Source organism: Mumia sp. zg.B17 (assembly GCF_019550915.1).
In the GTDB taxonomy this organism is placed as follows: domain Bacteria; phylum Actinomycetota; class Actinomycetes; order Propionibacteriales; family Nocardioidaceae; genus Mumia.
This window is the reverse complement of record NZ_JAHWCI010000003.1, coordinates 58,743-79,890: the sequence shown is the minus strand read 5'-3', so window position 1 is coordinate 79,890 and position 21,148 is coordinate 58,743. Positions and strand designations below refer to the sequence as shown.

The window sequence follows — 21,148 nt, the reverse complement described above, 5'->3', positions numbered from 1 at the left end:
CGTGGCGCTGATCGCCCTCGCCTCCGCCAAGGGTGCGCCCGGTGTGACCACGACGTCGTTGCTGCTGGGAGCGCTGTGGCCACGGCCCGTGGTCGTGGCTGAGTGCGACCCGGCGGGTGGCGACGTCGCCACCCGGATGCCCGCCGCCGACGGCAGCGCACTGGACCCCCAGACCGGGCTGACCAGCCTCGCCGCCGCGGGTCGCCGCTCGCTCTACCCCGAGCTCGTCGACGAGCACACCCAGCAGCTGATCGGCGGGCTCGAGGTGCTGCTCGGCCCACCGTTCCCCGAGCAGGCTGGCGGCCTCCAGGCGACCTGGCCCCAGCTCGGCCCCCTCCTGGCGCGCCTTCCGCGCCACGACGTCGTGGCCGACCTCGGCCGCATCGGGGTGCTGACCCCTCAGAACGCTCTCCTGGCCAGTGCCGATGCCGCGGTCCTCGTCGTCGACACGTCGCCGAGCAGCGTCGTGCACCTGCGCCACCGGCTGCGTCCGGTCTCCGACACGGTTGGCGGCGCGTACGGTGTCCCGGTCCACGTCGCCGTCGTCGCACCGCCGAAGCGGACGCAGACCGTCCGCGAGATCCGTGACGCGCTGACCGCGACCGGCGTGGAGCTCGCCGGCGTGCACCACCTCGCGTACGACGAGCGGGGCGCCCACCTCTTCCAGGGGCAGACGACCTCCCGGCCCGACAAGCTCGCGCTCGTGCGGTCAGCCGGCCCGCTCGTCGCCGAGCTGGCCGCGGCCGTGGCTCACGGCTCACCGGTGGCGGCCGGACCCGTCGACGACCAGGAGCCTGCGCCCCCGGACTCGCACGAGCACGAGCACGGACAGCGGACGGGAGCACACCGGTGATCGACCACACACTCGTCCGCACGTTGCGAGGACAGGTCGCCGACCGCCTCAACGAGCAACGCCGACGCGACCAGGCCGCCGGGCTCGCCACGATGTCGCCCGACGACGAGCGCGAGTACGCACGCTCCCTGATCGTCCAGGTGCTGGAGGATCACGCCCGGTACGAGATCGCCGAGGGGCGCACGCCGATCCCGCCCGACGTCGAGGCCGAGGTCGCGGGAGCCATCCACTCGGCGCTGTTCGGCGTGGGCCGCCTGCAGCCGCTCCTCGACGACCCCCAGGTCGAGAACATCGACATCAACGGGTGCGACACCGTCTTCGTCCAGTACGGCGACGGGCGCGAGGAGCGTTATCCGTCGGTGGCCGAGACCGACGAGGAGCTCGTCGAGCTCGTCCAGGTGCTCGGCGCCCACTCCGGCCTGTCCAGCCGGCCGTTCGACTCCGCGAACCCGCAGCTGGACCTCCGGCTGCCCGACGGTTCCCGACTGTCGGCGGTGATGAACGTCTGCTCGCGGCCGGCGGTGTCGATCCGCAAGGCCCGCATGTCGAAGGTCTTCCTCGACGACCTCGTCGCCAACGGGACGATGTCCGCCGACATCGCCGACTTCCTCAAGGCGGCGGTCGCCGCCCGCAAGAACATCATGATCGCCGGCGCCACGAACGCCGGGAAGACGACCATGCTGCGGGCGTTGGCCAACGAGATCCCGCCGCACGAGCGCATCATCACGGTCGAGAGGGCGCTGGAGGTGGGACTGGGTGAGACGCCCGACCTGCATCCCAACGTGGTCGCGTTCGAGGAGCGTCTGCCCAACTCCGAAGGCCTCGGCAGCGTCTCGATGGCGGAGCTCGTCCGACGCTCGCTGCGCATGAACCCCTCACGCGTCATCGTCGGAGAGGTGCTCGGCGACGAGATCGTCACGATGCTCAACGCCATGAGCCAGGGCAACGACGGCTCCCTCTCGACGATCCACGCCAACTCGTCGGTCGAGGTGTTCAACCGCATCGCCACCTACGCGCTCCAGGCCCGTGAACGTCTCCCGATCGAGGCGACCCACCTGCTGGTCGCGGGTGCGCTCGACTTCGTCGTCTTCATGCGCAAGCACAACGACGCCCACCTCGGCGGGGGACAGGCGCGCGTGGTCGAGAGCATCCGCGAGGTCGTGGGCTTCGACAACCAGGTGCTGTCCTCGGAGGTCTTCGCTCCCGACACCGACGGACGGGGTGTCCCGCACGCGCCGATCTCGTGCGCCGAGGAGCTCGCCTCGTACGGATACCAGCCGTTGGTGCACGGAGGCTGGTGATGGAGGAGCTGCGCGTCCCGCTGGCATTGACGGCCGGTGCTCTGGTGGGCGTCGGCGGGCTGATGCTGGCGTACGCGCTGCGCCGTCGTGCCCCGCGACCCACGATGATCCGGCGCAAGTCCTCCGCACACCGTTCCGAGCGCCAGGTGCGGCTCGCCGTGGGCGGGATCATCGCGTTCGCCCTCACGCTGCTCGTGACCCGCTGGGTGGTGCTCGCGGTCGTGATCGGCGGCGTGGTCGCGCTGTGGGACAGGCTGCTGGGTGGCGGGCGCGCCGAGCGTCAGGCGATCGTGCGAGCCGAAGGGCTCGCCGCGTGGATCGAGGCCCTGCGCGACACGATCGCGGGCGCCATCGGTCTGGAGCAGGCGATCCCCGCGACCGCCAAGAACGCCGCGCCCTCCATCCGTCCCGCACTGAACCTCCTGGTCGACCGGCTGCGCGTCCGCGAGCCGCTCCCGGACGCGTTGATGCGCTTCGCCGACGACCTCGACGACCCCTCGGCCGACGTCGCCGTGGCTGCGCTCGTCCTCAACGCACGGTTGCGCGGACCGGGTCTGCGTGAGGTCCTGTCGGCGCTGGCCGAGTCGGCCCGCGCCGAGCTCGACGTACGCCGCCGGGTCGAGTCCAGCCGTCGCAGCACGCGCCGGAGCGTCCAGATCGTGGTCGGCGTGATCGTGGTCGTCGCCGGTTCGCTGGTGATCTTCAACGGCGCCTACGTCGAGCCGTACGGCACCTTCGTGGGCCAGATCGTCCTCGCCGTCGTGCTGGCGATGTTCGGTGCGGCCGTGCTCTGGATGCGGCGCTTGTCCGGGGTCGATCAGCCCGAGCGCTTCCTCATCGCGGCCGAGCCGGCCCGCAGACGCGACGGGCAGGTGGTCGCACGATGATGCTCGCGATGCTCGCCGGGGCCGCGGTCGGCGCCGGCATCCTGATCTTCGTCCGCATGGCCGTACGCCCGGTGCCGGGTGTGGCGGCGACGCTGGCGCGGGTCGACGGCGCCAGACGCCGGAGTCGTCCGCGCCGCACGGTCGAGGACGGCAAGAAGCCCGACCTGATCGACCGCTGGCGCGTATCGGTGGGGGAGAGGTTCGAGGACGAGGCCTCGGCCCGCGGCTGGTCGTTCACGCGGACGCGAGCCGATCTCGCCGTCGTCGACCGGCCGTTCGCGCAGCACCTCGGCACCAAGGTCCTGCTCGCGCTGGCGGCGCTGGTGTGGTTCCCGATGATCTTCACGCTGCTGGGCTACGACCCGCTCGGGGTTCCCGCCGTCGTGTCGCTCGCCCTGGCGGCGGGAGCGTTCTTCCTGCCCGACCTGGAGCTGCGGAGGGACGCCGAGAAGCGACGCCGCGACTTCCGTCACGTCACCGGCTCGTTCCTCGACCTCGTCGCCATGAACCTGGCCGGCGGCCGCGGTCTCCCCGAGGCGCTCCTGGCGGCCTCGACGGTCGGTGACCACTGGGCGATGGTCAGGATCCGCGAGGCGATCACCACCGCACGCCTGTCCGGGCGCACCCCCTGGGAAGGCATCGCCCACCTCGGTCAGGAGCTCGGCGTCGAGGAGCTCCGCGACCTCGCGTCCACGTTGGGGTTGGCCGGTGACGAGGGTGCCAGGATCCGTGAGAGTCTTCTCGCGCGGGCGAACAGCATGCGGCGCCGCGAGCTGGCCGACATCGAAGGCGCTGCCGGCGAGAGCTCGCAGTCCATGCTGGTGGCGCAGCTCCTGATGTGCGTCGCCTTCTTGGTCTTCCTGGCTTATCCCGCGGTGTCGAAGCTCGGGTGACGTCGTGCAGCAAGGAAAGGAAACACATGTACTCACAGGTGCTGGCCGCTCAGGTGATGATCTCGCGAGTCCGTGCGCGTGCCGCGCAGATGCGGCGCGAGGGTCGGTCGGAGATCGGAGCCTCCGCGATCGAGTGGGCGATCATCTCGGCGATCGTCGTCGCCGCTGCGCTGCTGATCGGCGTGGCGATCAACAACGTGGTCGACAGCAACATCGACAAGATCAACGAGGGCGGCTGAGCCGTCCCGTCGGGCACGGGCGCCTGAGGCGTGGTGGCCGTGGGGAGCGGGGCGCGAGCGCGGTCGAGTTCGCGATCGTGGCGCCGGTGCTGCTGCTCCTCGTCTTCGCCACCATCCAGATGGGCCTCTACATGTACGCCCGCAACGTCGCCCAGACCGCGGCGCGCGAGGGAGTCTCGTACCTTCGTCTCGCCGGTGACAACCCCAATGCCGCCTCGTACCTCACGGGTGCCGAAGAGCTGAGCGTCGGCTACGCGGGCAAGCTCGGGCGGCTCGACGCGGTGCAGGCCGACGGCTCGATCGACGAGACGACCGGCCGGGTGACGATGGTCGTCCAGGGGGAGGCGGTCCTGCCGCTGGGGGGCCGGGTCACCGTGGTGCAGTCGGCCGACGCCACCCTCGAGCAGTTCCGTGTCGATCCGCGGAGCGTGGCGCCGTGACGATCCGACGGGGGAGCGGTGGTCGTGGCCGCCTGCGTCGCAGTCGTGACGATGGGGGCGCCTCGAGCCTCGAGCTCGTGATCCTCGCGCCGTTCATGATGATGCTGCTGATGCTCATCGTCGCGTTCGCGCGCTATGCGCAGGCCGAGAACCTCGTCGACCAGGCGGCTCGGGACGCGGCCCGCGCGGCCACGGCTCAGAACGATCGCGGGGCGGTCGCGAGCATCGCCGCCACGACGGTCACCTCGACGATGGACGACGCGCCGCAGAGCTGCCGCGACAGCGCGAGTGCGGGCGCGCCGGTGCTCAACGGCAAGGCGTTCACCGTCCCCGACCCCGACGCCGCCGACGAGGTCGCGTCGGTGACCGTGACGGTCACGTGCACGTTGAGCACGGCCGATCTCAGCTTCTTCCCGTTCTGGGAGATCGAGGTTCAGCGCTCGTTCACCAGCCCGCTCGACCGATACCGGGGATACCGATGACGGGCGTCAAGACCTGGGTACGCCGGGTGGCTGCGCGGCGCGACGAGGCGGGGTCGGTGGCCCCGTTCGTCGTCATCGTGAGCGTGGGGCTGCTGCTCCTGGCCGGGATGGTCATCGACGGCGGACGCCAGCTCAACGCCAAGGGCATCGCGATCGCGTACGCCCAGGAGGCCGCCCGCGCCGGTGCCCAGGCCGTCAACGTGGCCGACCCGTCGCTCAACCTGATCAGCTCGGCCGCTCTCTCGGCCGCCCGCAACTACTGCGAGCAGGCACAGGCCGGGGACTCGACACTCGTACGGTGCAGCGCCGCGATCCGCGACGTCACCATCAACGGCAGCCGGACGAGCGCGGTGGAGGTCGAGACCGAGGTGTCCCGCTCGGCGATCATCATCGGGATGATCGGGCGCGAGACGCTCACCGCGAGCGGTGTCGCGCAGGCGCGTCCGGTCTCCGGGATCGACGCACCCGACGACGCGAAGGTCAGCACGCTCGAACCGCCGAGCGTGGCGCCGCCCGGCGGCCCCGGGGATGATGACGAGGACGAGGACGAGCTGCCGATCTCGTCGTGGTCTCCGCCGTCGCCGTCGCCGATCGACGAGTGCCGCACCCCGGACCCGGACGAGGACGAGGACGAGAACCCGGAGGCCTCGGAGTCGCCGCCGACCTCGACGCCGGAGGATCCGCCCGACGGCACCGACCCCACGGAGACGCCGACACCGACCCGCACGACGCCGACCTCGACGATCCCCACCTGTCCACCGGCCGAGGGCTGACGCCTGGGGGCGAAGGGTTCACGGGTGAGCCTCCAACCCGATACTGTGCGGTCTTGGTGTCGGATCTCCAGAACAGACGCGGAAGGGTCTCGGGCGTGCATCTGCGATGGATCATGACCGCCGCGGCGGCGGTGCTCCTACTGTCCGCGTGCAGCTCCGAAGACGACTCGGCCACGGCCGACCCGACCCCGACACCGAGCGAGACCGCCACGTCTTCGACGCCGTCTCCGACGCCGACAGCAGCCGCGACGACCGCCCCGCCGAACCCGTTCCCGGGGATCGAGATGACCTTCACCGGTGGCCGCGCGGGCGACGCGCGCGTGGAGGTGCTGAAGACGTTCGTCGCCGGGAGCGCGTACTCCCAGCGTGAGCATGTGGTTCCCGCGCAGTTGCGCGCGGTGCTCTCCCGCGATCTGAGTCGCTTCTTCGCCGGTGCTGTGAACGATGCAAAGAAGAACGGCTGGACTGTCCCTTCCAAGCCCGTCGCGCATGTCGGCCGACTCAAGGGTGATGCGAAGGCGTCCACCGTTCGACTGTGCCGATGGTCTCCCTCAATCTCCTGGGTCGATGCCAAGACTCGGAGGTTCATCGACCGCCGCAAGAACGAGTGGGAGGCTCTCGCCATCTCGATGAGGTCGACAGGCGACCGGTGGGTGCTGACGGCGGTGGAGCCGTCTGGACCATGCAAGCTTGGGGCACCGCGATGACCCGCCGCCGGACGCTCGCGTCCATCATCATCCTGATCGGCGCGCTGATCGCACCTCCTTCGAGTGTGTGGGCCGTCGACGGATGGGGCAAGCCGCCCGCAGTGGGGGGTGGTGGTGGCGGAGGGACGCCGACTCACTCTTCGCCGCCGCAGCAGGCGCAGATCGCGGACTGCACCGTGTACGCGAGCGGCACGGGCATGGGGTCCTCCTGTGCGCGCGGCGGCGGCAACGACGAGACGCTGCGCGAACGCTTCGGAGGCGAAGAGTTCGTCCCGTGCCGCTACTCCGATCCACCGCCGTGGATCGAGGTTCCCCCCAACCCCGATCCCGGCGAGGGGAGCTTCCTGCTCAAGCGCTGCATCGAGGACATCAACTGGGACACCTACGCGGGCGGCAGGGACATGCACCTGACGATCTCGCTGGAGTGGGTGCCGAACGGTGCAGACATCACGCCCCCCAACAACGGGCTGATGAGGTTCCTGTGGCAGCGCGTGACCGGCGACGAGACCGCACTCCCCGTGCCGATGATGCGTCCCGAGCCCTCGACGGTGCCCCTCGTCGGATACCCGACCTTCTTCACCTTCGCGTGGGTCGACCCGGAGACCAGCGACCCGGTCGCCGAAGGCGCCTTCGCGGGAAACCCGCTGGGGGCCCCGTACCGGGAGGTCCGCCTCGAGCGCCCCGGTGACGATCTGCACATGGTCGCCGAGGCGACCGAGATCGTTATCGACCCGCACCAGACCGACATGGAGCCGATCACCTGCACCCCTGACGAGCTCGTCTACGAAGAGGGCGCGTCGGTCGCCGACCAGCCGTCCGACTGCAGGATCACGTTCACCCGCTCGTCGGCCACCGCCAGGGCCTACGCGGACGCTGACGCGCCCGAGCTCCCGCAGGTCTATGTCTCCGCCTACCCCGTCACCGTGACGGTGAGGTGGAGGATCACCTTCGGGATCGGGAGCCCGACAGAGGAGCTGGGCAACGGATTCGAGATGACGGCGACGCAGGCTCTGCCCGTCCAGGAGGTCCAGGCGCCCAACGAGCCTCCGATCGTCCTGTACTGACCGCCCCGCAACTGAAGGACTGAAGGCGATGACCGTGACCCAGAGGAGCAACAACCGTCTCCCCGTGGCTCCCCAGCAGGGTGGGCGCGGTGGCGAGGTCGTTCGCGGGCTGGTCGCGCTGATCGCGATCCTCGCCCTCGTCGTGGGCGTGCCCTGGGCCCTCTGGACCGCGTTCGGAGCGCCGTGGCCCGACGCGCTCCCCGACACCGCCTGGATCAAGCAGCCACTGACGACCGACGTCCTGATGAGCGTCCTCGCTGCCATCGTCTGGCTCGCGTGGCTGCACTTCCTCGTCTGCCTCGTCGTCGAGACCGCCGCAGAGGTCCGGCACCGAGGCCTCGCGCCACGCGTCCCCGGCGGCGGGATCGGGACGCAGGCCTTGGCGCGCAAGCTCGTGACGACCCTCGTGCTCCTGGTCGGCACCGCCACCCTCGCTGCACCGGGCGCCAACGCCACCCAGGCCGGCCCCGAGCACCGCCCGGCCGGCGTCGAGCGCGTCGCGTCGCAGGCCCAGACGGTCGAGCGCACCGCCGACGCGGATCGTCCCGCCGCCTCCGACCTCGCGCGAGCGACCAAGGCGGAGCAGCGCGGCGGCGAGGTGACGACGTACTACGACGTCAAGCCGCCCAACAACCGCAATTACGACACCTTGTGGGACATCGCGGAGCGCTACCTGGGAGACGGGTTCCGCTACAAGGAGATCTACGCGATGAACCGCGACGCCGTCCAGCCCGACGGTCGTACGCTCACCAATCCCGACCTCATCCACCCCGGATGGGTCATGAAGATGCCCAACGACGCCCGCGGACCGGGTCTGAAGGTCGTCGAGGCCACCCGGGACGACGTGACGCCGCCCGTGTCGGCGCCCGACGGCACCTCGCAGGCCGAAGGTTCGGGTGCGGACTCCGACGCGGCCCAGGCGGGCGGCGCGGAGGGTGCGGGGGGTGGCGCCGGCAGCGTGGTCGACGACGCCGCGCCGCGGTCGGGCGTGGGGGAGTGGGCCCCGGTCTTCGGGGTCGCCGGCGGTCTCGCGCTGGCGGGTGCGCTGCTGGCCCTGCGGCGCCGCCGCGCCTCGACCCCAGGAGGTGGAGGCGATCGGCCACGCGGGTCGAAACCCGCCGCGGCGACCCCTCAGGTGGACATCGCGTCGCGTGTGGAGGCCGGTCTGAGGCAGGAGGCTGCCCCGAAGGACGGCCAGTGGCTGGCCGGCGCGGTCCGCGGACTGCACGCGACGGCGCTGCCCCCCGTGGCGAAGGCCGCGCTGTCGTCGGACGGGCTCGTCATCGCCTTCCGAACCGAGCCGGAGCGTGCGCTCCCCGCCGGATGGACCACCACCGGCGACGCGCGCACCTGGATGCTCCCTCGCGACGCGGACGTGTCGTCCACGTCGCCCTCGGCCCTGCCCGGCCTCGTGTGTGCCGGTGTCCGCGACGACGGCGCGGTGCTGCTCCTCGACCTCGAGTCGTACGACGGCGTCGTCTCTCTCGGTGGCGACCCCGACGTCGCCCGCGGCGTGGCGATGAGTCTCGCGGTGGAGACAGCCACCCACCCGTGGGCCGACGCCCCGGTGGTGACGCTGGTCGGGTTCGCCGACGACGTCGCGGGGATCGGCAACGTGCGCGCCGTCGGCGACATCGATCGAGCGCTCGACGCACTCGACAATGTCGCCCACGACCAGCGCGCGACCTGCCGTGCGTACGGCGTGGAGTCGGTGCAGGAGGCGCGGCGTGTCGCCGAGCGCCCCGAGGAGGTCCGACTCCAGCTCGTGGTCTGCTCCGGCGTCCCTGACGCCGCGTCCCTCGCGCGCCTGCGTGCGTGGGCGGCCGACCCGATGGTCGCGCTCGCGGCCGTCGTCGTCGGCGACTGCCCCGACGGTGCCGCACGGCTGACCGCGACCGAGGAGGGCCGGCTCGTCAGCGGCCCGCTGGCCGTCGACGTCGCTGCACAGGAGCTCGCGCCAGAGGCCTACCGCGGTCTCGCCACGTTGTTCGAGCTCCCGGCGGAGCCCGCGGCGGTGCGGATCGAGGAGCTCGCCGAGGCGCTCGTGGTGGAGGAGGCCGTGCTCGCCACCGGCGACGACGATCCCGTCGTCGTCTCCGTCGACGTGCTCGGGCCGGTCCACGTCCGCGCCACGGGGCCACTCGAGGAAGAGCGGCGTGAGCTGTTCTCGGAGATCGTCACCTACCTGGCCCTGCACCCCGAGGGCGTCCACGTCAACGTCCTCACCGGTGCGCTCTGGCCCCGCGGCGTCGACCCGACGACCCGTGACGCGACACTCGCGTGCGTCGCGGAGTGGCTCGGGTCGACCGCGGCCGGCGAGCCGGTGCTCGCCGACGACGCCGGCGTGTGGTCGATCCGTCGATCGTCGCTCGCCTGCGACTGGGACCGGTTCCGGGCGGCGCTCAACCGCGCCGTCGCCAGCCGGTCGCGCGTCCCAGCACTGCGCACCGCCATGTCGCTGGTCCGCGGGCCCGCCTTCGAGGACGCCCCTCAAGGCCGCTACGCCTGGCTGGCCCACCTGAGCATCGAGGACGACGTCGCCCTCGCCGTCGAGATGACGTCCGCAGCGCTGGCCACCGAGTGCAGCAACGCCGACGATCCCGACGGTGCGCGGGACGCGCTTCTCGCAGGGCTCGCCGCACTCCCGGCCAGCGAGGCGTTGTGGTGCGCAGCGATGCGGCTCGCCCTGCGGTTCAGCGGTCGCCACGACGCGATGGTCGTGGCCGACCAGATGTACGCGGCGGTCGCCGCCCACGGCTCACCCCTCGGCGTGACGTCACGAACGGAGGCGCTCGTCGACGAGATTCTGCCGGGCTATCGCCGTGGCGTAGCCTGACGTCCGTCTCGTCTCCCGTCTCGTCGTTCGTCACACCAGGAGTCTTCGTCGTGCGTCTTCGTCCGTGGATCGTCGCTGCCCTCACCGTGGTCCTCCTCGCCGGCTGCGGAACCGACGAGAAGGCCGATGACGCCGACGCCTCCTTCTCGGCGGATCAGGCGACGATCAAGACCAACCGCGGCGACATCACCGTGACGCTGTTCGCCGACAAGACGCCCACGACCGTCTCGAACTTCGTCGGGCTCGCGACCGGTGAGAAGGCGTGGACCGACCCGGAGTCGGGGGACGAGAAGACGGGCGAGCCGTTGTACGACGGCACCATCTTCCACCGGGTGATCCCGGGATTCATGATCCAGGGAGGCGACCCGCTCGGTACGGGCACGGGCGGGCCCGGATTCGAGTTCAAGGACGAGATCGTCGACGACCTCACCTTCGACCGCCCGTACCTGCTGGCGATGGCCAACGCAGGCCCCGGCACCAACGGTTCGCAGTTCTTCATCACCACGGTGCCGACGCCCCACCTCGATGGCAGGCACACGATCTTCGGCGAGGTCGCCGACGACGCGAGCAAGGCGGTCGTCGACGAGATCGCCGCGGTTCCGACCGAGTCGGACCTGCCCGTCGAGCCGGTCGTGGTCGAGTCCGTCGTCGTGGCGGACTGACACCACTCCGTACACTGGTCGGTGGCCGGGTTCTCGGCTCCGAGGGCGTCGGTGCCCTCCCCCTCACCTTCTTCCACTCCCAGGAGCAGCTCCGCCATGATCAGCGTCCACGACCTCGAGCTGCGCGTGGGTGCCCGGGTCCTCATGGCGGGTGCGACGTTCCAGGTGACCGACGGAGACAAAGTCGGTCTGGTCGGACGCAACGGCGCCGGCAAGACGACGCTGACCAAGGTCCTCGCCGGTGAGGGCGGCGACCCGACCGCGGGGACGATCACCCGACGAGGCACGATCGGCTACCTCCCGCAGGACCCCCGCACGGGAGACCCCGAGCAGAGTGCACGCGACCGGATCCTGTCGGCTCGCGGTCTCGACGAGGTCTATCGAACGTTGCGCCGGTCGGAGATCGACATGGGCTCCGAGGACGACGCGGTGCGCGACCGCGCGATGAACCGCTACTCGCGTGCCGATGCCGAGCTGCACGCCGGCGGTGGCTACGCCGCGGCGTCGGAGGCGGCCACCATCGCCGCGAGCCTCGGGCTCCCCGACCGGGTCCTCGACCAGCCGCTGAAGACTCTGTCGGGCGGCCAGCGTCGCCGTATCGAGCTCGCGCGCATCCTCTTCCTGGGTGCCGACACGCTCCTTCTCGATGAGCCGACCAACCACCTCGACGCCGACTCGATCGGGTGGCTGCGCTCGTTCCTGATGTCGTACAAGGGCGGTGTGGTCGTCATCAGCCACGACGTGGTGCTCTTGCAGGACGTCGTCAACAAGGTGCTGCACCTCGACGCCAACCGTGCCGAGATCGACGTCTACAACATGGGCTGGCGCAAGTATCTCGAGCAGCGCGAGACCGACGAGCGGCGTCGCAAGCGCGAGCGCTCCAACGCAGAACGCAAGGCCACGACCCTGATGGCACAGGCCGACAAGATGCGGGCGAAGGCGACGAAGGCGACCGCCGCGCAGAACATGGCGCGCCGCGCCGAGAAGATGCTCGCCGGCCTCGAGGGCGAGCGCGCGTCCGACCGGGTCGCCAAGATCGACTTCCCGACCCCGGCGCCCGTCGGCAAGACGCCGCTGATGGCCGAGGGCCTGTCGAAGTCGTACGGCTCGCTGGAGATCTTCACCGACGTCGACCTCGCGATCGACCGGGGGAGCCGCGTGGTCATCCTCGGGCTCAACGGTGCCGGCAAGACGACGCTGCTACGGATCCTCGGTGGTCTCGACACTCCGGACACCGGTGAGATCCGTCCGGGTCACGGACTGAAGATGGGCTACTACGCCCAGGAGCACGAGACCCTGGACCTCGATCGGAGCGTCCTGGAGAACATGCAGTCGTCGGCCCCGAACCTGACCGACACCCAGGCACGCAGCGTGCTCGGAGCGTTCCTCTTCAGCGGTGACGACGCGCACAAGCCGGCGAAGGTCCTCTCGGGCGGCGAGAAGACCCGGCTCGCACTCGCGACCCTGATCGTCTCCCAGGCCAACGTGCTCCTGCTCGACGAGCCCACCAACAACCTGGACCCCGCGTCACGCGAGGAGGTGCTCGGGGCGATCCGCTCGTACGAGGGCGCCATCGTGCTCGTCACCCACGACGAGGGCGCGGTCGAGGCGCTCCAGCCCGACCGGGTGCTCATCCTCCCCGACGGTGTCGAGGATCTCTGGACCGCCGACTACCAGGAGCTCATCAGCCTCGCCTGAGCGGCGACCAGGGCGGGGGATAGCCTCGCCCCATGACGTATCCCTCTCCTGAGACCCTGGCCGAGGCGGGCCTCGAGCTCGCCGTCGACGGCGCCGTCCTCACGGTCACCTTGAACCGTCCTGACGTCCGCAACGCGCAGACTCCGGCCATGTGGCGCGGGCTGGCGGCAGTCGGTGCCGCCGTGGAGCCCGACGTCCGTGTCGTGGTGCTGCGCGGCGCGGGCGCCTCGTTCTCGGCCGGCCTCGACCGGGCCATGCTGTCGCCGAGCGGCATCGAGGGCGAGGCGTCCTTCCCTCAGCTCGCCGCCGCAACCGCGGAGGAGTTCGACGCGACGATCGCGACCTACCAGGAGGGCTTCACCTGGCTCCGGGACCCGCGCTTCATCTCCATCGCCGCGGTGCAGGGACATGCCGTCGGTGCCGGCTTCCAGCTGGCGCTCGCCTGCGACCTGAGGGTGCTGGCCGACGACGCGCAGCTGTGCATGAAGGAGCCCGCGCTCGGCCTGGTGCCCGACCTCACCGGCACCAAGCCGCTGGTGGACGCCGTCGGCTACGCCCGTGCGCTCGAGATCTGCGCAACCGCACGGTGGGTCTCCGCCCAGGAGGCGTACGCGCTCGGGATCGGGCAGGAGATCGTCCCGGTCGAGGGGCTGGACGCCCGCGTGGCCGAGCTGGCCGCCGCGCTGACGGCGGCGCCGCACCACGCCGTCAGCGCCACCAAGGGCTTGCTCCAGAGCGCGGGTGATCACGACCTGGCCGCGCAGACCGCAGCGGAGCGGCGTGCGCAGCGCGAGCGGTTCATCGAGCTGGTGACCGCACGATGAGCACCCCGTACGACCTCACGGGTCGTGTCTTCATCCTCACCGGTGCCAGCCGCGGGCTCGGGTTCGCGACCGCGGAGGCGCTGGTCGGCCTGGGAGCCGACGTCGTCGTCTCCGGGCGCGACGCGGACGCGGTGGAGGCTGCGGTGGACCGTCTCGGTGCGGAGCATGCCGTCGGGGTGGCGGCCGACAACGCCGATCCGGCGACGCCCGGGACGCTCGTCGCGGCAGCCCGCGACCGGTTCGGCAGGCTCGACGGCCTGGTCCTGAGCGTCGGCGGTCCACCGGGCGGCACGGTGATGGACGTGACGGACGACCAGTGGCGCGCGGCGTTCGAGTCGGTCTTCCTCGGCGCCGTCCGGACCGTGCGGGAGGTCGCCCCCGAGCTGGGTGACGGCGGCGCGATCGCGCTCGTGCTCTCGTCGTCGGTCCGGGCGCCGATCGCGGGCCTGGCGATCAGCAACGGGCTGCGCCCGGGTCTCGCGATGCTGGTCAAGGAGCTGGCCGACGAGCTCGGACCTCACGGCGTACGCGTCAACGCTCTGCTCCCGGCGCGGATCGACACCGAGCGGGTGCGCTATCTCGACGGTCGGGCGCAGGACCCGGCGGCAGCACGTGCCGCGCACGAGGAGTCGATCCCCTTGCGGCGATACGGGCGCCCGGAGGAGTTCGGGGCCGCGGCGGCGTTCCTGCTGTCACCCGCCGCTTCGTACGTCACCGGCGTGATGCTGCCGGTCGACGGGGGCGCCATCCGCGCGCTCTGAGGCCGGCGGTGCCGTCGGACGGCTGCCGCCGGCGCGTGCCGCAGCCGCGCGCTCGGCGGCGGCACGCGCCGCGGGCACCGAACGCTGGCCCGGTCTGGCGTGACCGGCCCTGCGCGGGCCACGCGGGTGGGCCTCGGCCCAGGCGAACCACCCGAACCCGCCGAGGGCCAGGGCCGCGAAGAACCACCACTGCACGCCGTAGAAGAAGTGCGGCCCGCTGCCGAGCTCGGGCCCCTCGGGGGCGACGAACCCGTCGGTGGCCGGCTTCTGCTCCTCGAGCGCCAGATAGCCGCCCTCGTACAACGGATAGTCGAGCGCCTGCCCCATCCCGAGAGTCGAGATGGCGCGGACCTGGCCCTCGTCGGGCTGGGTCGCCGACAGGGGCACGTGGTCGTCGGCCCGCCACCAGCCCAGGACGGTCACCTCGCCGGCAGGAGGCTCCGGGATGTCGACCTCGGCGCCCGTCGTGTTGGCCGACGGCACCCACCCGCGCTCGACGAGCAGTGCGCGACCGTCATCGGTCCGCAGCGGGGTGACGACGTCGACGCCGGGCCCGCGCTGCTCGCGGGTGCGGTACTTGACCACGACCTGCGCGTCGGTGTCGTACGTCCCGGTCACCTCGACCCGCCGCCACTCGTGCTGCTGCGACGCGTCGGGGTCGCTGGTCGCCAGCTCGTCGGGCGCGACGGGGGTCGAGACCATGTTGTGCCGGGTCAGCTCGTTGCGGGCCTCACGCAGGTCCCCCCTGCCGAACTGCCAGAATCCCAGCCAGATGCAGACCCCGGAGAGGAGCGCGACGAAGAGCGCGAAGGCGATCCAACGTCGCGTCAGCAGGAACCTGTACACAACACGACGGTAGCGAACTGGTCCACGCGCCCCGGGCGGGAGGGCCGTTGTCCTGCCTAGACTGACGGCATGACCGCCGACTCCGTCGTGCAGCACGCCCCGGACGAGACCCGAGGAGGGCTCGCCGACCGACATGGACGCGTCGCGACCGACCTCCGGGTGTCGCTGACCGATCGCTGCAACCTGCGGTGCCAGTACTGCATGCCGGCCGAGGGCCTCGACTGGATGCCGACGGCGGAGACGCTGACTGACGACGAGGTCGTCCGCCTGGTCACGATCGGCGTGGAGCAGCTCGGCATCACCGACGTCAGGTTCACGGGAGGTGAGCCGCTGCTCCGCCGCGGGTTGGTAGACATCGTCTCGGCGACCAAGGCGCTCTCCCCGTCGCCGACGGTCTCGCTGACGTCGAACGGTCTCGGGCTCAAGCACACGGCGCAGGCGCTGGCGGCCGCCGGGCTCGACCGCGTCAACATCAGCCTCGACACGATCCGGCCGGAGACGTTCGAGCGGATCACCCGGCGCAAGCGGCACGCGGACGTCCTTGCTGGGCTGGCGGCAGCCCAGGCGGCCGGGATGGCTCCGGTCAAGGTCAACGCCGTGCTGCTGCGCGACATCAACGACGGCCAGGCGCCGGAGCTGCTCGCGTGGTGCCTCGAGCGCGGATACCGGCTGCGCTTCATAGAGCAGATGCCGCTCGACGCCCAGCACGGGTGGGACCGCGGCTCGATGGTCACCGCCGACGAGATCTTCGAGCGCCTCGCGCCGCACTTCGAGCTGTCGCCGGCCGACCGCGAGCGCGGCTCCGCTCCCGCCGAGGAGTTCCTCGTCGACGGCGGACCGGCCACGGTCGGCATCATCGCGTCGGTCACGCGACCGTTCTGCGGAGACTGCGACCGCGTACGCCTGACCGCCGACGGTCAGGTCCGCAACTGCCTGTTCGCCCGCGAGGAGTCAGACCTTCGAGCGGCGTTGCGGGGAGGGGCGTCGGACACGGAGATCGCCGACCGTTGGCGTGGCGCGCTGTGGACCAAGCTGCCCGGCCACGGGATCGACGACGTCGACTTCCTGCAGCCCAGCCGCCCGATGTCGGCGATCGGCGGCTAGAGGCCGTCCGAGAGCGGCTGGGTCTCTTTCCAGAACCCACGGGCGGACAAGAACTGACGCAGGGACGCCTCGTGCTCGTCGCACGCCAGCCAGGTCTTGCGCCGGTCGGACGTGTGGATCTTGGGGTTGTTCCACAGCAGTGCATGCTGCGCGGGACTCTCGCAACCCTTCGCCGAGCAGATGAGGGGCGCGTCGGCGGCGGGGTCAGTCTCGGTCATCGCGTCCTGTCTCGGGGGAGGAGTCGTCGGCGGCGGGCTTCGTCACGGGGCCGGTCCCGAGCTCGCCGATCGGCTCCGGGCGGACGACGTCGGCCTGGTCGGTCGGTCTGCGGCGCGCGGTGTTGGCGAAGACGACGGCGACGTAGGGCAGGATCAGGGCTCCGGCGATGAAGACCCACCGAGCCCAGCCGGTGACCACGACGGCCATGATGAAGCAGACCGTACGGATCAGCATCGACACCAGATAGCGGTTCTGCCGGTGGCGAAGCTCCTCGCTGCGTCCGACCTGGGCGGTCGTGATGGCGACCGGGTCGTCGTGACGATCCTCCATCCCCCCACGGTACGCCAGCCGATCAGCGGCATGATGGGCAGCATGACGAACCGCACCTACCGCATCACCGAGATCGTCGGCACCTCGTCCGAGAGCGTGACCGAGGCCATCACCAACGGCATCTCGCGCGCTTCCCGAACCTTGCGCCACCTGGACTGGTTCGAGGTCGAAGGGATCCGCGGCCATATCGAGGGAGACCAGGTCGAGCACTACCAGGTGACTCTCAAGATCGGGTTCCGCCTCGAGGACGACGAGTAGGCGGTGAAGCAGCTCGTCGTGGTCCGGCACGCGAAGGCCGAGGGATCCGCGCCGTCAGACGCCGCTCGGGCGCTGACAACGCGCGGGCGCGCCGACGCGCGCCGACGCGGTGAGCAGCTCGCCGACTTCGTCACCGGGACGACGAGGGCTCTGGTCTCGCCGGCGGTGCGGACGCGGGAGACGTTCGAGGAGCTCAACCGCTCCCTCGGCCTGGGTGAGGACCACGTGACGTACCCGGGTGCGCTCTACGATGCGAGCGCGCACGGGGTCCTCCAGGAGGTCCGGATCCTCGACGACGCGCCGGTCACGGTGATCGTCGTCGGGCACAACCCGGCGATGGGCGATCTCGTGTGGATGCTGCACGACGGGACCCGCAACGCTGCGTGGACGGCCTACGGGGATCGGGGCTTCCCGACCTCGGCCGCGGCAGTGATGACGTACGACGGCGAGTGGGCCGACATCGACCCGCGGACCATGCGGCTCGAGGACTACCTGGCGCCGTCTCCGGGCTGAGGGTCGGTCGCGGCGACCTCGGCGTCGGCGGCCTCGATCTCCTCGCGGGTGATGCCGAGGAGGAAGACGATCGCATCGAGGTAGGGAACCGACAGCGACGCATCGGCCGCGTCCCGCACGGCGGGCTTGGCGTTGAACGCGATGCCGAGCCCGGCCTCGGCGAGCATGTCGAGATCGTTGGCGCCGTCGCCGATCGCGACGGTGTTCGCGACCGTGATGCCCGCCTGCTCGGCGAACCGCCGCAACGCCGCAGCCTTGCCGGCCCGGTCGATCACCGGGCCGGCGACGCGGCCCGTCAGTCGGCCGTCGCGGACCTCGAGGGTGTTGGCAGCCCAGTAGTCGATCCCCAGGTCGGCGGCGAGGGTGTCGATGATCTGCGTGAAGCCGCCGGAGACCAGGGCGAAGCGGTAGCCGAGCCGCTTGAGCGTCCGGATCATCGTCCGGGCGCCGGGCGCCAGCTGGATCGACTCGTAGACGGCTCCGAGCACGGAGACGTCCACGCCTTCGAGGAGGGCAACCCGCTCGCGCAGGGAGTCGGCGAAGTCGAGCTCGCCGCGCATCGCCGCCGCCGTCACCTCGGCGACCTCCTTCTCGCACCCCGCATAGGCGGCGATCATCTCGATCACCTCGCCCTGGATGAGGGTGGAGTCGACGTCCATGACGACGAGCCTTTGGGCGTGCTGGTGGATGCCGAGCGGCTGCACCGCCACGTCGACCCCCTGACGCGCCGCCTCCAGGGCGAGGGCACGGCGCAGGGCCTCGGGTGCGGCGCCGGAGACGTCGAGGTCGATCGCGGTCACCGGGTAGCGCGCCATCCGGACGATCCGGTCGATGTTGCCGCCCGCGGCGGCGATCTGAGCCGTCACCGCGGAGAACTGGCTGGGAAGCAGAGGGGCGCCGAGGACGGTGACGTGGCTACGGCCCCGGCGGCGCCCGCGGTTGTCACCCTGCCCGTACGACACGTCGTGGTCCATGTCGAGCTCGGACGCGACGTCGGCCACCGACCGCTCGAACGCCTCGCGGTCCGCGGGCTCGGTGAGCAGCACCGCGAGCACGAGCCGGCCCCGCAGCACGATCTGCTCCACGTCGATGACCTCGACGTCGTACGGCGCGACGACCTCGAAGAGACGAGCGGTGACGCCGGCGTGGTCACGGCCCAGCAGCGTCACGGAGACCGTGGGAGCGTCGAGCGGCGCGGTCGGCGTGGGGACAGGCGCGTTCACGGCACGAGATTAGGCCATCGTGCGTGCGGTCAGCGGGGTCGACCCGCGCTGCACGCCACCACCAGCGCGTGCCGCGCGGCCCGCGCGAGCGCCCGCAGGTGGACCGCGCGGGTGTCGGACTCCCAGGCGGTGACCGCCGCGGAGTCGGTGTCCTCGGCGAGCTCGGCGATCGCCAGGCACCGCAGGGCGGTCGCGGTCAGCTGCGCTGCTCGCGGGTCGTACCCCGGCGCCAGGGAGGGCGCGGCCACGTCCCTGATGTCGGAGAGGGCCTCACGCACCTCGGGGCGCCATCGGGCGACGTCGAGTGACAGCAGCTCGTCGGCGGCCGTCGCGAGCTCGGTCCGCAGCTCGCGCGAGGCCTCGGCGACCCCCGCAGTGGGGGAGACGGGACGGGCCTCGTACAAGTGCCAGAAGACGCCGCTCCCGACGACCTCCGGCACGAGGCCGACACCGGCGCCCTCCACGACCACGGCCTCGCCGGCATCGGTGGCGGCTGCGGTGAACGCCGCCGGCCCGGCCAGTCCGTACGGGTCTCCCGGCGCGGGGAGCGCGAGGCTGGCGCCCGTGGCCCCGGCACGGCGCAAGGCGCCCCACGCGAGCAGCAAGGTCTCCGCCACCGGGGTGGCGTCGCCCCCGGGGGAGACGGGTCCGTCGGTGTCCGCGAGCACGTGGTGGGCGGCGTCCTCGGCGCGCACGGAGTCGACCGCGGTCTCGAGCGGCGCGGCGCCGGCGAGCCAGGAGTTGAACCAGCACACCCAGCGCGCGGAGCGGGTCAGAGGAGGCACGACGACGAGCCTAGGACGTCAGGTGGTAACCCGCGTCAGGCACTGCGACGACGGGTGCCGTAGGTTTGGGACGCCCACCCCAGAACGGCCAGGAGTAGTGCATGGCGCCCGTGCTCGAGCTCGCCGACGTCTCCGTACGACGCGGCACCGCCACGTTGCTCGACGACGTCAGCTGGACCGTCCGTGAGGGCGAACGCTGGGTGGTCATCGGACCCAACGGCGCCGGCAAGACGACCATGCTTCAGATCGCCTCGACGCAGATCCATCCGTCGTCCGGCGTGGCGACGGTGCTGGAGGAGGTCCTCGGCGCGGTCGACGTCTTCGAGCTGCGTCACCGCATCGGCTACACGAGCGCGGCGGTCGCCGAACGCATCCCCCGTGGTGAGCGTGTCCTCGACGCCGTGCTGACCGCTTCGTACGGCATGACCGGTCGTTGGCGGGAGGAGTACGAGGAGTTCGACGAGGCCCAGGCCATGCTGCTGCTGCGGCTGATGGGTGTGGACGGACTGGCGGGACGCACCTTCGGCACGCTGAGCGAGGGCGAGCGCAAGCGTGTCCTGATCGCCCGCGCGCTGATGACCGATCCCGAGCTGCTCCTGCTCGACGAGCCTGCTGCCGGTCTCGACCTCGGCGGACGCGAGGATCTGGTCTCCAACCTCGGCAAGCTCGCGCGCGACCCCGAGGCGCCGGTGCTCGTCCTCGTGTCGCACCACGTCGAGGAGATCCCGCCGGGCTTCACGCACGTCCTCATGCTGCGCGACGGCAAGGTCACCGCGAAGGGGCCGATCGAGGAGACGCTGACCGCGCAGAACTTGACGATCACCTTCCAGATGCCGCTGATCCTCGAGGTCCGCGACGGTCGGTACGCCGCTCGTCGCGCGCCTCGCTGACCGTCGTCTTGCCCTCAGGTCGCGGGAACCGCCGGAATCACCCGCGCGCCCGATAGAGTCCTGTTATGGACGCGTTCTGGAACTGGCTGGCCGACAACGGATGGGCCGGCTGGCTGGGCGCCGGTCTTCTGCTGGCGACGGCCGAGCTGCTGAGCCTCGACCTCGTGCTGCTGATGCTCGCGGTGGGCGCGTTCTCCGGTGCTTTCGCCGCTGCCGTCGGGGCGCCGTTCGCGGTCTCCGCCCTGGTGGCCACGGCCGTCTCGCTCGCGATGCTGCTGCTGGCGCGGCCTTCGATCGTCAGGCACCTCCACCGCGGGCCGGAGCTCGCCACCGGCACCAAGGCCCTCATCGGCACCAGCGCGGTCGCGCTGACGCCTGTCGACGCCGCCACCGGGCAGGTCAAGATCGGGGGAGAGACGTGGTCTGCGCGGTCCTACGACCCTGCGGTCGTCATCGAGGAGGGCGCACGCGTCGCCGTCTTCGAGATCGACGGCGCGACCGCCGTCGTCTACCCCGAGGCGTAGCCAGGAGCCGGCTTCGGTTGTGTTCGGGTCTGCGCT

General features: G+C 71.4%; 25 protein-coding genes. 20 read left to right on the top strand and 5 right to left on the bottom strand.

What is annotated here, in order from left to right:
* Window position 1 precedes the first annotated feature (1 nt).
* The 15 genes from KV097_RS04380 (at window position 2) to KV097_RS04310 (ending at window position 14,420) form a co-directional block, all read left to right on the top strand.
* A complete protein-coding gene (locus tag KV097_RS04380) occupies window positions 2-853 on the top strand; it encodes a hypothetical protein (RefSeq protein WP_220365173.1) in 852 nt (283 codons plus the stop codon).
* Window positions 850-2,154 carry an ATPase, T2SS/T4P/T4SS family gene (locus KV097_RS04375; protein ID WP_308289337.1) on the top strand — a complete coding sequence of 435 codons (1,305 nt, stop codon included), beginning with the start codon at window positions 850-852 and terminating at the stop codon, window positions 2,152-2,154. The genes KV097_RS04380 and KV097_RS04375 overlap by 4 nt, the downstream gene beginning before the upstream one ends.
* The gene (locus tag KV097_RS04370; RefSeq protein WP_220365172.1) at window positions 2,154-3,041 is read left to right on the top strand and encodes a type II secretion system F family protein; all 888 of its coding nucleotides are present in this window, start codon (window positions 2,154-2,156) and stop codon (window positions 3,039-3,041) included. Before KV097_RS04375 ends, KV097_RS04370 begins: the two co-directional genes overlap by 1 nt.
* Window positions 3,038-3,934, top strand: coding sequence for a type II secretion system F family protein (locus KV097_RS04365; RefSeq protein WP_220341618.1), 897 nt, complete (start codon window positions 3,038-3,040; stop codon window positions 3,932-3,934). Before KV097_RS04370 ends, KV097_RS04365 begins: the two co-directional genes overlap by 4 nt.
* A 26-nt stretch (window positions 3,935-3,960) precedes the next feature.
* Window positions 3,961-4,173 (top strand): hypothetical protein, encoded by a 213-nt coding sequence (locus tag KV097_RS04360; RefSeq protein ID WP_220341619.1) that lies wholly within the window; start codon window positions 3,961-3,963, stop codon window positions 4,171-4,173.
* Window positions 4,170-4,613, top strand: a complete 444-nt coding sequence (locus tag KV097_RS04355; RefSeq protein ID WP_301022383.1) for a TadE family protein — start codon at window positions 4,170-4,172, stop codon at window positions 4,611-4,613. Before KV097_RS04360 ends, KV097_RS04355 begins: the two co-directional genes overlap by 4 nt.
* A complete protein-coding gene (locus KV097_RS04350; protein WP_220345053.1) occupies window positions 4,610-5,095 on the top strand; it encodes a TadE family protein in 486 nt (161 codons plus the stop codon). Before KV097_RS04355 ends, KV097_RS04350 begins: the two co-directional genes overlap by 4 nt.
* Entirely contained in the window at window positions 5,092-5,868 is a 777-nt protein-coding gene (locus KV097_RS04345; RefSeq protein WP_220341622.1) for a TadE/TadG family type IV pilus assembly protein, read from the top strand. The genes KV097_RS04350 and KV097_RS04345 overlap by 4 nt, the downstream gene beginning before the upstream one ends.
* A 53-nt stretch (window positions 5,869-5,921) precedes the next feature.
* Window positions 5,922-6,575 (top strand): hypothetical protein, encoded by a 654-nt coding sequence (locus tag KV097_RS04340; RefSeq protein WP_220341623.1) that lies wholly within the window; start codon window positions 5,922-5,924, stop codon window positions 6,573-6,575.
* Window positions 6,572-7,639 carry a hypothetical protein gene (locus KV097_RS04335; protein WP_220341624.1) on the top strand — a complete coding sequence of 356 codons (1,068 nt, stop codon included), beginning with the start codon at window positions 6,572-6,574 and terminating at the stop codon, window positions 7,637-7,639. Before KV097_RS04340 ends, KV097_RS04335 begins: the two co-directional genes overlap by 4 nt.
* Window positions 7,640-7,667: 28 nt before the next feature.
* Entirely contained in the window at window positions 7,668-10,475 is a 2,808-nt protein-coding gene (locus tag KV097_RS04330) for a LysM peptidoglycan-binding domain-containing protein (RefSeq protein ID WP_220341625.1), read from the top strand.
* A gap of 164 nt (window positions 10,476-10,639) precedes the next feature.
* Window positions 10,640-11,137 carry a peptidylprolyl isomerase gene (locus KV097_RS04325; protein ID WP_308289349.1) on the top strand — a complete coding sequence of 166 codons (498 nt, stop codon included), beginning with the start codon at window positions 10,640-10,642 and terminating at the stop codon, window positions 11,135-11,137.
* 96 nt (window positions 11,138-11,233) lie between these two features.
* On the top strand, window positions 11,234-12,835 hold the full coding sequence (gene abc-f, locus KV097_RS04320; protein ID WP_220341626.1) for a ribosomal protection-like ABC-F family protein: 1,602 nt from the start codon (window positions 11,234-11,236) through the stop codon (window positions 12,833-12,835).
* A 32-nt stretch (window positions 12,836-12,867) separates the two neighbouring features.
* A complete protein-coding gene (locus tag KV097_RS04315) occupies window positions 12,868-13,659 on the top strand; it encodes an enoyl-CoA hydratase/isomerase family protein (protein WP_220345059.1) in 792 nt (263 codons plus the stop codon).
* Window positions 13,656-14,420: an SDR family oxidoreductase gene (locus tag KV097_RS04310; protein ID WP_220341628.1), complete on the top strand. Its 765-nt coding sequence runs from the start codon at window positions 13,656-13,658 to the stop codon at window positions 14,418-14,420. Before KV097_RS04315 ends, KV097_RS04310 begins: the two co-directional genes overlap by 4 nt.
* Here the strand turns inward: KV097_RS04310 and KV097_RS04305 are convergent.
* Window positions 14,352-15,266 (bottom strand): SURF1 family protein, encoded by a 915-nt coding sequence (locus KV097_RS04305; RefSeq protein WP_220365171.1) that lies wholly within the window; start codon window positions 15,264-15,266, stop codon window positions 14,352-14,354. The two genes, KV097_RS04310 and KV097_RS04305, sit on opposite strands and share 69 nt — an antisense overlap.
* Window positions 15,267-15,335: 69 nt before the next feature.
* Here KV097_RS04305 and moaA point away from each other — a divergent pair, with 69 nt between their 5' ends.
* Entirely contained in the window at window positions 15,336-16,370 is a 1,035-nt protein-coding gene (gene moaA, locus KV097_RS04300) for a GTP 3',8-cyclase MoaA (RefSeq protein ID WP_220365170.1), read from the top strand.
* Here the strand turns inward: moaA and KV097_RS04295 are convergent.
* Complete coding sequence (locus tag KV097_RS04295) at window positions 16,367-16,588, bottom strand: acetone carboxylase (RefSeq protein ID WP_220341631.1); 222 nt, start codon at window positions 16,586-16,588, stop codon at window positions 16,367-16,369. The genes moaA and KV097_RS04295 overlap by 4 nt on opposite strands.
* Window positions 16,575-16,919, bottom strand: coding sequence for a DUF3099 domain-containing protein (locus KV097_RS04290; protein ID WP_220341632.1), 345 nt, complete (start codon window positions 16,917-16,919; stop codon window positions 16,575-16,577). Before KV097_RS04290 ends, KV097_RS04295 begins: the two co-directional genes overlap by 14 nt.
* Before the next feature lie 42 nt (window positions 16,920-16,961).
* On the opposite strand from KV097_RS04290, the gene KV097_RS04285 reads away from it, so the two are divergent.
* Together KV097_RS04285 and KV097_RS04280 are read left to right on the top strand one after the other, a co-directional pair.
* Window positions 16,962-17,177 carry a dodecin gene (locus KV097_RS04285; protein ID WP_220341633.1) on the top strand — a complete coding sequence of 72 codons (216 nt, stop codon included), beginning with the start codon at window positions 16,962-16,964 and terminating at the stop codon, window positions 17,175-17,177.
* A 3-nt stretch (window positions 17,178-17,180) separates the two neighbouring features.
* The gene (locus tag KV097_RS04280) at window positions 17,181-17,690 is read left to right on the top strand and encodes a histidine phosphatase family protein (RefSeq protein ID WP_220365169.1); all 510 of its coding nucleotides are present in this window, start codon (window positions 17,181-17,183) and stop codon (window positions 17,688-17,690) included.
* Here the strand turns inward: KV097_RS04280 and serB are convergent.
* Together serB and KV097_RS04270 are read right to left on the bottom strand one after the other, a co-directional pair.
* Window positions 17,666-18,913 carry a phosphoserine phosphatase SerB gene (gene serB / locus KV097_RS04275; RefSeq protein WP_220365168.1) on the bottom strand — a complete coding sequence of 416 codons (1,248 nt, stop codon included), beginning with the start codon at window positions 18,911-18,913 and terminating at the stop codon, window positions 17,666-17,668. The two genes, KV097_RS04280 and serB, sit on opposite strands and share 25 nt — an antisense overlap.
* Before the next feature lie 29 nt (window positions 18,914-18,942).
* The gene (locus KV097_RS04270; RefSeq protein ID WP_220345065.1) at window positions 18,943-19,698 is read right to left on the bottom strand and encodes a hypothetical protein; all 756 of its coding nucleotides are present in this window, start codon (window positions 19,696-19,698) and stop codon (window positions 18,943-18,945) included.
* A 101-nt stretch (window positions 19,699-19,799) separates the two neighbouring features.
* On the opposite strand from KV097_RS04270, the gene KV097_RS04265 reads away from it, so the two are divergent.
* Together KV097_RS04265 and KV097_RS04260 are read left to right on the top strand one after the other, a co-directional pair.
* Window positions 19,800-20,588, top strand: coding sequence for an ABC transporter ATP-binding protein (locus tag KV097_RS04265; protein ID WP_220341637.1), 789 nt, complete (start codon window positions 19,800-19,802; stop codon window positions 20,586-20,588).
* Window positions 20,589-20,653: 65 nt separating this feature from the next.
* The gene (locus tag KV097_RS04260) at window positions 20,654-21,112 is read left to right on the top strand and encodes an NfeD family protein (protein ID WP_220341638.1); all 459 of its coding nucleotides are present in this window, start codon (window positions 20,654-20,656) and stop codon (window positions 21,110-21,112) included.
* Window positions 21,113-21,148: the final 36 nt, after the last annotated feature.